Genomic DNA, 12767 nt, shown 5'->3' on the forward strand with positions numbered 1-12767 from the left:
TTTGACTTGAGCTTGCGCTCTTGTTACTAAAAAACCAAGCTTGCTTTTGCTACATAATGAATTACATAGCGTCCGTTTTAAATTACTTTTTGATAGGTTGGTTTACTGTTCAGTTTTCAATGTTCAGGTCTTTTACAGCCCCGTGTTTCTAAGGCTTTCCTTGTTGCTTCTACTTCGTTACCTCTTGGGGCAACAGAGAGAATTATATCATCCACCACCTTAGAAGTCAATACTTTTATTTATCTTTTTTTCTTTGTTATTCTTCTACTTTTTCAAACACTACATATGGTGGTTTTAGCCCTTTTTATCTTCGTTATAATACAAGATTATTAAGTAGTCTACTTCAACGCACTACCCAAATTCATTATAAAATATTGCAATGGGTTATTATAATAGAAGAGTTTTGTGAAAATTGAACTTTCAATTAATTCCGACAAAGTCTCTGTGGCTTGAATCGAAATTATAAAAGACAACGAGAGCGTCGCCACCCACACAATAAGTATACCAATCAAAAGCCCTACTGAAAATCCACCTAATTTATTCATGGATTTGACAATCGGTAACCTTGTCAAAATATCTAAAACAATCACCACCGCATTTAATATCAGAGATACTATTAAAAATACAATTAGAAAAACAAATGCATTAACCGCCATCGTTGCAATAGATCCGCTAATATAGTCACCTAATCCTTTTGCCTCTAATTTATCATTGATTTCAGGTGTATTGTTTTTTTCAAGAAATCTTAAGATGTTTCCTGGTAAGTTAATGGCTCCAGATAAGATTACTTCATCTAATTCTGCATCCTGATCTCCCATTAGGTTTTCAATATTAAGTAGTTCTACTGTTTTTTCTCCTATCATTTGGTCAAATGACGTATTATTAATAATCAAACCACTAACTTGTGGTGAAATTAATAAAGTCAATACCAATGCCACTATAGTAGAGGTAAGTCCAAATAAGGTTTTTACAAAGCCTTTAATCATTCCATTTATGGCGCAAAAAAGAATGATGGCTATGAGTATTATGTCTAATGTATTCATCGATAGCCTCCAATTGTTAACTATTCTAAATGTCTTTTAGTTTAAGTATTTCAAAGTCGTATTCATACTCAATTAAATATCGGTTATTGCTAAGTTCATATATATTTATTATGTCTTTGTGTAGATTAGTTTCCCATATTTTCCGTTTTCCGATGTATTTTAAAACACGTGATCCTTGAATCACAAAAAGTGTATCCTCTTGAGTGGATAAATTGGTTACTTCGTCTTCAAATATTAATTCACTTTCAATCTCACCTTTTTTTGAGAAAATAACAACTTTTTGACTTAAAACCTCACCTTCCGGACTGATTGCTTCACCAAACTTTAAAACAAGCTGCTCGTTTAACGTCTCAATATCTTCAATCTCTGCTTCAAGAGATATCGATTTAATAAGTTCAGGCAATGGGTCTATGTAATAAAAGGTTAGAATATTGTCGCCAATAACAACTGCATGCTCATTATCCATAAAGTTGATTCTAGCTGCTAGCGTCTTGTTGAGTCGTTCATGACCAATTACTCGGTCTGTAAACTCTTCTCCTTTACCGGAAAAATCTAGAAAGGTGATGATCGATTCGATTACGTGCTGTGTTACATCTAAATGAGATGTTATCATACGTGAGGCATCTTTTGCAACCGCTACAGAAATAGGAAATCCATCTTCTTTAAAAATAGTTCTTCTTTCAATAACCATTCTACCTTGATAATCATACATATTGATAAAATGCTTATTATCTTCCTCTAAAATCAATGTCAAAAAACCAACTTCATTGAGATTGCCACTAACGATATTGTGGTTTGTTTTAATCGTTGCTATATTTCCGTCACCATTAAAGATATAGGCTTCTTTACCAGTAATGTTGACCACTGCCATATATGGTGCCTCAACTAAAAAAAGTAGCTCATTCAGATGATAAGACTTATTCCAAACACTTTTTTGGTCAAAAGTGTATTTGGTTAAGCCTTCTCTTGTTGCAATATAATAACCATCGGACATAGTTGTTATTTGTGATCCTTTAATTGTATCCAGTTTTCCCGATCCTACTGCTTCTAGATATATTGTACCTTTGTTGATTAAATGATAGTTTGGGCGTATGAATAGGCCATAAATCAATACAAAGATCAACAATGCCAGTAAAAATACTACAGGCCCGGATTTTTTTTTATCTATCGTCATCAAACTCTCCTATGAATTATTGCAATTGCATCAAATCATTATAAGATTCAATGTAATGACTGGCAGAGTTTTCCCACGAAAATCTTTTATTCATGCCACGTTCAACCAACAATTCCCAAGTGTCTTTATTATAAAAATAACTGATTGCCCTTCTAATACTGAGTTCAAAGTCCTGTCCGTTGTAATTTTTGAAAATAAAACCTGTTCCTTCATTTGGGTTTTCAGTATAATCTACAATGGTATCTACTAAGCCGCCTGTCTTACGAACAATCGGAACAGCACCGTACCTTAAGCTGTAAAGTTGTGATAAACCACAAGGTTCAAAGAGTGAAGGCATTAAAAAGAAGTCACAAGCCCCATAAATCTGTCTGGCATGCTTTTGGTCAAACTGAATCATAACATTTACTTTATCCGGATATTCTTCCATTAACTCTTTTAGACGTTTTTCATAATAATGATCTCCGGAGCCAAGTATCATAAATTGTACATCTTCATGTAAAAGCTGTTCCATTGCATAGATAATCAAATCAATGCCTTTTTGCTCTGCAAGTCTCGTAACAACACCAAATAAAGGTACGTTCTTTTGTGGTAAGTCTACTTTTTTCTGAACCATCGCTTTATGCTCTAGACGTTTTGTTCTAAAGTTGGAAACACCAAAATTCAACAACAAGGCTAGATCTGTTTCTGGGTTGTACTTATCATAATATATACCGTTAACAATACCTCTGATTTTGTAGCTATATTTTCTTAGAATACCATCAAGTCCATACCCAAACCAAGGCGTTTGAATTTCATTGGCATAGGTTTTACTTACGGTCGTTATTAAATCACCATAGACAATTCCTGCTTTCATGAAGCATATCTTACCATAATATTCTATGGCTTCGACCTTGAAATATCTAGGTGATAAATTAAGTGCATCAAGTGTATCTCTTTCAAAAACACCTTGATACTGTAAATTGTGTATGGTAAATATAATCTTGATTTTGTTATAAAAATCAAGTCTAGAGTATTCTTCTTTTAACAATAAACCGATTAAAGCCGTTTGCCAATCATTCAAATGAACAATATCCGGTTTTAAATCCAAAAACATCAGCATTTCCAGAGTCGCTTTACAGAAAAAACCAAAACGTTCTCCATCATCATCATAACCATAAAAGGTATCTCGGTTAAAGTAATCATCGTTACCAATGAAGTAAGTGGTTAGCCCACCCTCTATTAAATAGTATACATCTGCTACATGGGCTTTACCGCCTGTTTCAACGATAAAACTAAAGGATTTTTTTATAGGAAATTTTTCACTAATTCCTTTAAATTTTGGCATGACCCTAGTTGTTTCAATATTTTGAGCCTTTAGGGCATAAGGTAAGGCTTCTGCAACGTCAGCCAAGCCACCGGTCGCAGCATATGGAACGATTTCAGGTGATACATACAAAACATTTAGCTTATCCGCCATAGCAGTTCCTCGACTTTCATATCAATCTATTACTTAATGATTCCTGTATAGGCATTAACTCCTTCTCATTATTATATCATAAATCTAATGAAGATAACAATGAATGTAAAGTATATCTCTTTTATTCTTCTACGAGATACCCTTTTTGTCGCAGTTCATTTTCAATGACATCTAATATTTTTTCAGACGTTGCCTCTACTGTATGGTAATGATCGCCTTTTGTCAGAGCCATTAGTGGTACAAAATCTTTACTCAAGGTTCTAATCAAAAAATCATTCACTTGCCTTCTTGAACTTAAATGCATATCCACTGAGATCTCACCATATGCCAAATGACTTACTATGGTGTTTAGCAACAAACCCCCATTATCAACAATAATATAGAGCTCGTCTTCAATAGCATCTTGGGGATGTTTTACACAAAAAACCCTCTTGAATGTATCTGCCTTGACTTTATAAATTCGATACCCTTCCGATGTAGATATGATTTCGACACCTTGTGCCCTAAGTAGTGCCACGTCCTGAACAATGACCTGGCGACTTACCTTAAACATTTTAGCCATTTGGGTTCCTGTAATGGCTTGGGTGTTTTCGTTCAAGACTTCCATAATCTTGTCTCTTCTTTCTAATCCATCCATATTTCACCTTTTCCTTTTATCATTATTTATGGTTAAAGGTCAAAGCTAAGATTTACAATCTACATATAAGAGTATGTGAACCTTCAACTACATTTTTTGACGCTTTATCCATTTATTATATTAACATCCAATGGAATTCTTATGATGAATTTGACACCATCGGATGTATTACGAACAAAATAACTTATATTATGATGGTCAAACACCTTACCTGCGACTGCAAGACCGATACCTGTTCCTTCTTTTCCTTCACTGTTCTTGCCTTTGTAAAAACTTCCAAAAATCTTTGGAATATCCTCATCCTCAATACATGGACCCGTATTACTTACAGTGACTGTGACACAACGATCTACAAGAATCGTCTCAAATCTTATCTCTGAACCTGCTTCTGCATATTTTATGGCATTGTTTAAGATGTTTCTTATGGCTTGTTCCAACTTGATTCGATCACCTTTAATCAAAACCGTCTTTTTTAATGGTATATAATGAAGACTTTTATCTGATTGAATCAATAGAGTTTGATAAGCATCCTGTATATGATCAAAAAAAACTTTTAAATCCATATCTTCTTTTGTAATTGAAAAAGTGCCCGCTTCAAGCTCGGACAGTTGTAGCAAGTCCTTAATCATGTGACTCATTTTGTCACTTTCTTCATATATGATCTTATAATAGTCTTTACGCTCTTCCTCGGATTCTACAACGCCGTCTTCGAGTGCTTCAATATAACCATGGATGATGGATAAGGGTGTTTGAAGTTCATGTGAGACTTGTGCCACGAACTCTTTTCTAAGAATATCCAGCGCCTTTTCCTTGCTTAATTCATATTGAAGCGCTTTTATGGTGGCATCTAGCCGAGTCGCTAATGCATTAAACGTTGAACCCAGTTGTCCAATCTCATCTTTTCTATCTTCTTCATATTGTATGTCAAACTTAAGCTGTCGTAACTCATTAGCCATTAAGGTAAGTCTTTTTATAGGACGTGTCATGTTGGTAGATATAATACCTGCCATAAACATGGCAATAACCATGATGACTATACCCACATAATTTATAAAAGCACTGATTGCTTCAAGTGTCTGATCCATTGCAGTTATAGGAATTTGGAGCATCGCAACACCATTACTAGAAAGCCTTTCACTATAAACGAGCCATCTTGTTTCTTTGACTGGGTAATTGGTTTCAAGAATATAAGCCTTTACCCCATTTACTTCAATGTTTTTTATAATCTTTCCTTTTGAATATTTTAACACATCCTCATCGGATATAACAATACCTGCTTCTGCGTCATATATACTAATTTTACCTTCAAAATTGTAACCTAAGTACTCAAAATCTTGAATTCTGTCTATTGGTGATGAGCTTACTTGAATAATAGTTTCAATCTGCTGAATGGTTTTTTGCATAGTCGTTACTTTTTCTCTGTAGTAGTAGGGTTCTATGAAAAACTCCATGCTTAACCAAAGTATGAAGAAGATGATCAGGACTAACCCTAAGAAAGCTATAAATAATTTACCCCTAATTGTCTTCATCATTACACCTCAAACCTATAGCCTACACCTCTTACTGTTTGTATGCGATCGCCTTCAATGCCCATTTTTTTTCTGAGACGCTTAATAACTGTATCCACTGTGCGGTCATCTCCAAAATAATCAAACCCCCAGACTCTATTAAGGATTTGCTCCCTTGATAATGCTTGATTGGCATTATCCACAAAATACATTAAACAATCATACTCTTTGGGGCTGAAAGTCATATCTTTTCCCTCAACCAATATACGTCTTGCTCCTGTATCAATCGATAATACACCAAATTGCATTTTTTCATTAGTCGATGTTACATTGGTTCTTTTTAACAATGCTTTTATCCTTGCCATTAGTTCTCTTGTACTAAAGGGCTTTGTAACATAATCGTCAATTCCAACATCAAATCCTTTAAGTTTATCTTCTTCAGCCGATCTTGCTGTTAACATAATTATTGGAACTTGGCTTGTTTTTCGAATTTCTTTACTTACTTCATAACCATTTTTAAATGGCATCATAACATCCATTACAACTAAGTCAATGGTTTCAGTATCAAAAATCTTTAAAGCTTCTATACCATTAGACGCTTCATGTACATGAAACCCCTCTAGAAAAAGGTATTTTTTTATAAGTTTTCTCAGTTTTTCTTCATCTTCTACAACCAGAATGTTTATTTGATACATTTAATCACTTCCTTTTTCTATTTAGTCTTCCTTGTCATTAACATTTATTAACTTTAACCAACTTTTCAACCAATCACTTCTACTATATCAAATTATTGTGACAAAATTATGACGAAATTTGTCCTTTATTTCAAGGCTATTTTGTGTTATATTGATTGAACTTAACAATATTTTTTGTTAAAATAGGGTTGACCAATAACTGACTGATGAAGGGAGAAGAATTATGAAGTATATCCGACCGTATTGGGACACTGCGCTTGCCCTTTTACTTTTATGGTGTATTATTAACGGCTCATTTGGATTGCCTGCTCTCATATCAGGTTCAATTGCTTCGGTCATTACCATCATCATGGTTCGACTCCTGTTTTCAAATAATGATCATATTAAAAACTATCGCGTCCCCCTCTATCTTTTCTTGTGGTTTTTTATCATTTTGATTTATCAAATCATTAAATCTGCCATTTCAACTGTTATCTTAATTACAAAAAATAATATCAATCCAGTGATTATTGAACTTGACACATCTATCAATAACCACTGGTTTCAATGTCTTGTGGCAAATAGTATCACCTTGACACCAGGAACTGTTACTATTGATAAGACCAATCATCATCTGACAATTTTGTGGCTCTATCCAACCACCCATGACAAAAAGGCTCAAGCCGATGCAATCTTTGGTCCTTTTGAACGCATTCTTAAGAGAGGAGATAACTACTAATGCCTTATTTGATGTTTGTTTTATTACTCTTATCATTACTTTGTCTCCTTAAAGTACTTATTGGACCTACTATTTGGGACCGCATTCTTGGTTTTAATCTTTTTTCTGCAATATTTATACTGATCATTCTACTCTACACCGTTATAGAAGATCAATCTTATTTGATTGATGTCGCTTTGGTATACGCACTTCTTGGTTTCATCAGTATTGTTTTTATAACTAGGTTCTTACAAAAGAAAGGGGATATATAGTGATTGTTCATGAAATTACCGGAATGATTTTTATCAGCATTGGTATTGTTTTTATAATTATTGGTATATTTGGTTTATACCGGTACAATAATTTTTATACACGTGCGAGTGTTTCTTCATTAATTGACAGTGCAGGCTTTTTATTCATATCTTTTGGCATTGTCTTATATAAGGGTCTATCTACGTTTTCTTTGAAAATGCTTTTTTTGATTTTACTGACTTTACTACTCAACCCTTTAGCAAGCCACTTTACCGTTAGAGGCGCCTATTTAAGTGGTCATCGACCTAGGAAGGAGCACTAACATGCTGAACATCGTTTTATTATTGATGCTTGTTTTTGCAATTGCATCGATTCAAACAAATAGCTTGAGACATGCTGTTATTTATTTATGTGTATTCTCGCTGCTTTGTTCTTTTGTTTATGTGCTCTACCAGGCGCCTGATGTTGCCATGGCGGAAGCAGTTATTGGTTGTACTTTGTCGACTGTTTTATATCTGGTTGCTATAAAAAAATACCGGGTTTTTCGCGTTTACTACTCCGGGCATGTTACTTTACTTGAGAAGCAACCTGAATTCAATGTGCTAAAAAACAACCTCACCATGATGATGGATAACTTCTTAAGGGAACATGAACTGGAGCTGGATCTAATTGATACCAAAGAGACTTTTGATGAAATCCATGGTCTTCATGATTATGACGTTATTGTTGAACATGATAACAAAGGCATTACTATGTATGGTTCCCAATCCAATTATCTTTATGACGGTTTGGTGACCCATCTTATAGAGCATAATGCTTTTGATATAGATTACGAGTATATTCTTGAGGAAGAAGGTGATGAACTATTATGAGGCGTAAAGTTACCGCTGCTTTTATCATCGGCATATTCCTACTCATCATCTCTGTAAATGTTATTCCTCTTGAAACAAGTACAGATCTTTTTCATTATTATATTAATAATTTTAAAGCGGATACTGGCGCAGAAAACAGTGTCACAGCCATATATCTCAACTATCGTCTTTTTGATACTTTTTTTGAAACTTTGCTATTACTTGTATCCGTCATCGGTATTATATATTTTTCTAGACATGAAGGTGATTATTAATGGGAAAACATTCAGAACTATTTGCACAGACCATGGGGCTTGTATACCCCATCATCATCTTATATGGGTTTTATATCATCTATAACGGCCATCTGACACCTGGTGGTGGATTTCAAGGCGGTGCAATTTTAGCCGGTGTTTTTACCATTCAGTATCTTACAACTGATACTAAGAACGTGAGTCTAGATATACTAAACCGTATTGAAAAAACCATCTATTTACTCTTATTATTAACTGGTATCTTGATTGTATTTTATATGAATCAAGATCTAACCCTTGTTCAAAAAAGCTATTATCTTTTACTGATGAATACCCTTATTGGTGTTAAAGTTAGTTGTGGTTTAACCGTCATTTTTTATCGATTTGTTCTTTTTGAAAGTAGGTGATTCATATGGAAAAGATTTTTAACGGCGAATCTATTAGCATTCTCCTGTTCCTTATTGGCGTTTATGGACTATTGGCTAGAAGAAATATTATAAAAACCGTTATTTCTTTGGCCATTATGCAGTCTGCCATCATTCTCTTTTTCTTAACCATCAATTATGAAGACGGACGTATTCCCCCAATTGGGGATGTAACCATACACACCGCTGTGGACCCTGTACCACAAGCTCTTATGATTACCGCAATTGTCATTGGTGTGGCCGTTACCGCTGTAAGTCTGACCATGTTTATAAGCTTATATCACCATTACGGGACAACAAATTGGCTAAAAGTCATCAATAAAAGACGTGAAGATTAGATGAGGTGATCTATGACATTATTTTGGTTAGTCGTTCTCCCTATAATAACTGCATTGATTGGCTATTTAAGCCATTATAAAAGGATTTTTATTCTGGTAGGCATTGCCCAACTTTGTACAGTCGGTGTTGCCATTGTAACCTTCATTCAGGTTATTTTATACGGGCCAATGACCCAGGCACTTGGTGATTATCAAGATTCTATTGGTATTAATCTGGTCGCAGATCCTATTAGCAGTTTTTTTGTGGTTCTGACTTGTTTCATATTCACAGCTATGTTACTGTTCAACTATCATAAATCATATATGAATAGACTTTTTTTATTTCTTTTCCTAACGCTACAAGGTCTTATCATAGCAATTTTTCTATCGAATGACCTTTTTGATATCTATACTTTACTTGAGGTGTCAACCGTTGTTGTTAGTATTCTAATTATGTACAAAAGAGATAGTCAGTCTATTTATGACGGTATGGTTTATCTCTTAACCAATCTTGTATCCATGGCTTTCTTTCTATTTGGACTTGGCTATATCTATAAGATATTTGGCACTTTAGATCTTACTGCCATAAAGGCTGCCATACCGTATGTTGAGAATACAGATACATTAATACTCCCTTATGCCTTTCTCGTTACGGCTATAAGCCTTAAGTCCGCCATAATGCCTTTGTTTAGCTGGTTACCAAGGGCTCATGGCACCCCTTCGGCACCCTCTATTGTTTCAGCTGTTTTATCCGGTATTTTTGTTAAAGGTGGTGTCTATTTATTTATACGTTTTCAAGATACCTTTGCAATGGGTCTAGATACATCTTATATTTTTATTTTAATCGGTTTTGCTACTGCCGTTATCGGCTTCATCTTTGCTTTGTCACAAACGGACCTGAAATTACTTTTGGCGTATTCCACCGTGAGTCAAATCGGACTCATTGTTTTTGGTCTTTCATTAGGATCCGATTATAGCTACTATGGTGCTGTCTATCATATTATGAATCATGCTGTTTTTAAAGCTACTTTGTTCTTGACTGCTGGTATGATTATTGAGGAGTATGAAACCAGAGATATCCGAAAAATTAAAGGTGTTTTTAAACGTATGCCATTTATCGCCATAATTACAATCATCGCAATTATGGGTATAACCGGTGCCCCTCTTTTTAATGGCAGTGTTTCAAAATCTCTTATACAGAAAGGTATCTCCTATCAGTCTTATCTAGAGTATGGTCTCATCTTTATTAACCTTGGAACCATTATTACCTATATCAAATATGCTACTATATTAACAGGTGATAATCAGAAAGGTCACCGTGTCCGGTGGAATCAAAAAGTTGCCTTAAGTGTATTAGCCTTTGCCTGTATTTTGGGTGGTCTTTTTGGTCAGTGGTTTGTAGGTATTCTCTTTGACCTAAATATTACTCTAAGCTTTACAGATCTTATTAATAAAAGCGTTGTCTATTTAGTCAGCATACTCATTGGCTATACTTTTTACAAATACTGGTATCCAAGGATTCACTTTTTCAAAACGATATGGGAAATTGAACTCAGCTTTAATGAAATAATATTTTCAATTGTTTTTTTCTTTGGAAGCTTTTTAAGCTATTTACTTATTATCTATTAAGTTAAGATGTCATATATGACAAGGAGGATCAAATGCTTTTATTTTGGTTAGTTCTCTTACCTATACTTTCTTCAATCGTTGCCTATTTGAATAAACGTCGACTTACCGGTTACCTTCTTGGTCTTACCCAGCTGTTGATGTTTTTCATTGCCCTAATAACAGCTATTGATGTCTATACTAATAGCACTATTATCTATAGTTTCGGAGGAAACACTGTGAATATTGGTATTAACCTAGTGGCTGATAAGGTTAATATCATCTTTATTCTCTTATCTTGTGCTTTTTTTCCTATTATGCTCCTTTTTAATTACCATAAGTCTTATATGAATAAGCTTTTTCTATTTCTCTTTCTAGTACTTCAAGGTCTTATCAACGGTATTTTTCTCTCTAATGACCTTTTTAACTTATATGCTTTAATTGAAGTTTCTACAATCACCGTCAGCATTCTCATTATGTATAAGAAAACCAGCCATAGCATTTATGACGGTATTTTGTATTTGCTTATTAATTTAGTCTCCATGGCTTTTTTCTTGCTCGGTGTTGGATATATCTATAAGATTTTTGGTACCCTTGACCTAACTCTAATCAAGCAGCAGTTAACTTATGTTCCCAACTCACCCAGTTTGATTTTACCCTATACTCTACTAATCACGCCAATCGTATTAAAATCGGCATTGTTACCCCTACCAAGAGCCCATGGCACGCCTTCTGCTCCTTCTATTGTGTCCTCTGTACTTTCCGGCATTTATGTCACCAGCAGTCTTTATCTATTCATTAAAATACAAGACACTTTTTCCCCTGCCATTGATACCGCCTCACTTTTTCTAAGTCTTGGTTTTATTATTTCAATACTAGGTTTTGTGCTGGCACTTTCACAAAATGATATACGCTTAATCTTGACTTATTCTACGATAAGTCAAGTTGGTCTTATTGTTTTTGGACTTTCTTTGGCATCAGACTATAGTTATTATGGTTCAATTTATCACCTACTTAGTCATGCTATTTTCAAGTCAACGCTTTTTCTAACAGCCGGTATGATTATTGAAGAGTATGATACTCGTGATATACGCAAAATCAGAGGGCTTTTTAAACGTATGCCTTTTGTTACCATCATTATTTGCTTCGCACTCCTTGGGATTAGTGGCGCACCTCTTTTTAATGGTAGTATATCAAAATATTTGATTAAAAAAGGCAGCGATTCTACTCAATTTTTGGAATATGGTCTTATTATAATCAACATTGCTACCATAACCTATCTGATGAAATATACTTCTATGTTCTTCGGTAGTTCAAAAAAATCGAAAACACCGCCTTTGAATCAAAAGATTGCCCTAATTTCTTTAGCAAGTTTATGTCTTCTTGGCGGTATTGGTGGCCAAATTTTTATCAATTGGCTTTTTAAGCTTAATATTCAAATAGAAGCTTTACAATATTTAGAAAAGACCATCATTTATATCTTAAGTTTAGGTATTGGTTATCTATTCTATGAATTTATTTATAAAAAATCCAATTTCTTTATGACCATTCGCCAACTTGAGTTGAATTTTAATGAGCTCATTCTTACCATTACATTATTTTTTACAGGTTTACTTTCTTATTTACTGCTTGTGCAGTAAATTACTTTTTAATACGAAATGAGGTTTATTATGTATCGCTTATGGGGAAAAATTATGATCGATAATCAGTTTCGGTCTGATTATATTTTTGAACTTGAGAATGAGGACATTGCAAGTCCCTCTAGTTTAAAAAAGGGACTGGAATTTTTGACTTTGCATTTTGATATTGAAATGCCAATGTGGCTATCTGACAATGAAAAAGATTATGAACGA

Annotated in this window: 16 protein-coding genes; 10 read left to right on the forward strand and 6 right to left on the reverse strand. The window is 34.2% G+C overall.

The annotated features are described in order from the left end of the window. Positions 1-338 precede the first annotated feature (338 nt). From AC6F8J_RS09230 to AC6F8J_RS09255, 6 genes are all read right to left on the reverse strand, one after another. A complete protein-coding gene (locus AC6F8J_RS09230) occupies positions 339-1043 on the reverse strand; it encodes a CvpA family protein (RefSeq protein ID WP_500722774.1) in 705 nt (234 codons plus the stop codon). Between the two features lie 25 nt (positions 1044-1068). Continuing rightward, positions 1069-2217 carry a DUF5711 family protein gene (locus tag AC6F8J_RS09235; protein WP_500722776.1) on the reverse strand — a complete coding sequence of 383 codons (1149 nt, stop codon included), beginning with the start codon at positions 2215-2217 and terminating at the stop codon, positions 1069-1071. A gap of 16 nt (positions 2218-2233) precedes the next feature. Beyond that, entirely contained in the window at positions 2234-3673 is a 1440-nt protein-coding gene (locus tag AC6F8J_RS09240) for a glycogen/starch synthase (protein WP_500722777.1), read from the reverse strand. 121 nt (positions 3674-3794) lie between these two features. Further along, positions 3795-4310: a 3H domain-containing protein gene (locus AC6F8J_RS09245; protein ID WP_500722779.1), complete on the reverse strand. Its 516-nt coding sequence runs from the start codon at positions 4308-4310 to the stop codon at positions 3795-3797. Positions 4311-4414: 104 nt separating this feature from the next. Beyond that, positions 4415-5839, reverse strand: a complete 1425-nt coding sequence (locus tag AC6F8J_RS09250; protein WP_500722781.1) for an ATP-binding protein — start codon at positions 5837-5839, stop codon at positions 4415-4417. Positions 5840-5841: 2 nt separating this feature from the next. Next, on the reverse strand, positions 5842-6513 hold the full coding sequence (locus AC6F8J_RS09255; RefSeq protein WP_500722782.1) for a response regulator: 672 nt from the start codon (positions 6511-6513) through the stop codon (positions 5842-5844). A gap of 223 nt (positions 6514-6736) precedes the next feature. Between AC6F8J_RS09255 and AC6F8J_RS09260 the strand changes: the two genes are divergently transcribed. The 10 genes from AC6F8J_RS09260 to AC6F8J_RS09305 all read left to right on the forward strand — a co-directional run. Then, positions 6737-7231: a Na+/H+ antiporter subunit E gene (locus AC6F8J_RS09260; RefSeq protein ID WP_500722784.1), complete on the forward strand. Its 495-nt coding sequence runs from the start codon at positions 6737-6739 to the stop codon at positions 7229-7231. Further along, positions 7231-7482, forward strand: a complete 252-nt coding sequence (locus tag AC6F8J_RS09265) for a monovalent cation/H+ antiporter complex subunit F (protein WP_500722786.1) — start codon at positions 7231-7233, stop codon at positions 7480-7482. Before AC6F8J_RS09260 ends, AC6F8J_RS09265 begins: the two co-directional genes overlap by 1 nt. Continuing rightward, the gene (gene mnhG, locus AC6F8J_RS09270; RefSeq protein WP_500722788.1) at positions 7482-7784 is read left to right on the forward strand and encodes a monovalent cation/H(+) antiporter subunit G; all 303 of its coding nucleotides are present in this window, start codon (positions 7482-7484) and stop codon (positions 7782-7784) included. The genes AC6F8J_RS09265 and mnhG overlap by 1 nt, the downstream gene beginning before the upstream one ends. Before the next feature lies 1 nt (position 7785). Next, on the forward strand, positions 7786-8334 hold the full coding sequence (locus AC6F8J_RS09275) for a hydrogenase subunit MbhD domain-containing protein (protein ID WP_500722790.1): 549 nt from the start codon (positions 7786-7788) through the stop codon (positions 8332-8334). Beyond that, positions 8331-8588, forward strand: coding sequence for a hydrogen gas-evolving membrane-bound hydrogenase subunit E (gene mbhE, locus AC6F8J_RS09280; protein ID WP_275843256.1), 258 nt, complete (start codon positions 8331-8333; stop codon positions 8586-8588). The genes AC6F8J_RS09275 and mbhE overlap by 4 nt, the downstream gene beginning before the upstream one ends. Continuing rightward, positions 8588-8974, forward strand: a complete 387-nt coding sequence (locus tag AC6F8J_RS09285) for an MnhB domain-containing protein (protein ID WP_500722792.1) — start codon at positions 8588-8590, stop codon at positions 8972-8974. The genes mbhE and AC6F8J_RS09285 overlap by 1 nt, the downstream gene beginning before the upstream one ends. A 5-nt stretch (positions 8975-8979) precedes the next feature. After that, positions 8980-9330 (forward strand): NADH-quinone oxidoreductase subunit K, encoded by a 351-nt coding sequence (locus AC6F8J_RS09290; protein ID WP_500722794.1) that lies wholly within the window; start codon positions 8980-8982, stop codon positions 9328-9330. Positions 9331-9342: 12 nt separating this feature from the next. After that, positions 9343-10938, forward strand: a complete 1596-nt coding sequence (locus tag AC6F8J_RS09295; RefSeq protein ID WP_500722796.1) for a proton-conducting transporter transmembrane domain-containing protein — start codon at positions 9343-9345, stop codon at positions 10936-10938. Between the two features lie 32 nt (positions 10939-10970). Further along, entirely contained in the window at positions 10971-12554 is a 1584-nt protein-coding gene (locus tag AC6F8J_RS09300; protein ID WP_500722798.1) for a proton-conducting transporter transmembrane domain-containing protein, read from the forward strand. 30 nt (positions 12555-12584) lie between these two features. Then, positions 12585-12767 (forward strand): hypothetical protein (locus AC6F8J_RS09305; RefSeq protein ID WP_500722800.1); only part of this gene is annotated, 183 nt, incomplete at its 3' end.

The sequence above is a fragment of the Petrocella sp. genome (assembly GCF_059865615.1).

Coding starts and splice junctions, on each gene's coding strand:
- AC6F8J_RS09260 (WP_500722784.1), top strand. CDS start 6,737: ATGAAGTATATCCGACCGTATTGGGACACTGCGCTTGCCCTTTTACTT.
- AC6F8J_RS09290 (WP_500722794.1), top strand. CDS start 8,980: ATGGAAAAGATTTTTAACGGCGAATCTATTAGCATTCTCCTGTTCCTT.
- AC6F8J_RS09275 (WP_500722790.1), top strand. CDS start 7,786: ATGCTGAACATCGTTTTATTATTGATGCTTGTTTTTGCAATTGCATCG.
- AC6F8J_RS09265 (WP_500722786.1), top strand. CDS start 7,231: ATGCCTTATTTGATGTTTGTTTTATTACTCTTATCATTACTTTGTCTC.
- AC6F8J_RS09230 (WP_500722774.1), bottom strand. CDS start 1,043: ATGAATACATTAGACATAATACTCATAGCCATCATTCTTTTTTGCGCC.
- AC6F8J_RS09285 (WP_500722792.1), top strand. CDS start 8,588: ATGGGAAAACATTCAGAACTATTTGCACAGACCATGGGGCTTGTATAC.
- AC6F8J_RS09240 (WP_500722777.1), bottom strand. CDS start 3,673: ATGGCGGATAAGCTAAATGTTTTGTATGTATCACCTGAAATCGTTCCA.
- AC6F8J_RS09235 (WP_500722776.1), bottom strand. CDS start 2,217: ATGACGATAGATAAAAAAAAATCCGGGCCTGTAGTATTTTTACTGGCA.
- AC6F8J_RS09300 (WP_500722798.1), top strand. CDS start 10,971: ATGCTTTTATTTTGGTTAGTTCTCTTACCTATACTTTCTTCAATCGTT.
- AC6F8J_RS09295 (WP_500722796.1), top strand. CDS start 9,343: ATGACATTATTTTGGTTAGTCGTTCTCCCTATAATAACTGCATTGATT.
- AC6F8J_RS09250 (WP_500722781.1), bottom strand. CDS start 5,839: ATGAAGACAATTAGGGGTAAATTATTTATAGCTTTCTTAGGGTTAGTC.
- AC6F8J_RS09245 (WP_500722779.1), bottom strand. CDS start 4,310: ATGGATGGATTAGAAAGAAGAGACAAGATTATGGAAGTCTTGAACGAA.
- AC6F8J_RS09255 (WP_500722782.1), bottom strand. CDS start 6,513: ATGTATCAAATAAACATTCTGGTTGTAGAAGATGAAGAAAAACTGAGA.
- mbhE (WP_275843256.1), top strand. CDS start 8,331: ATGAGGCGTAAAGTTACCGCTGCTTTTATCATCGGCATATTCCTACTC.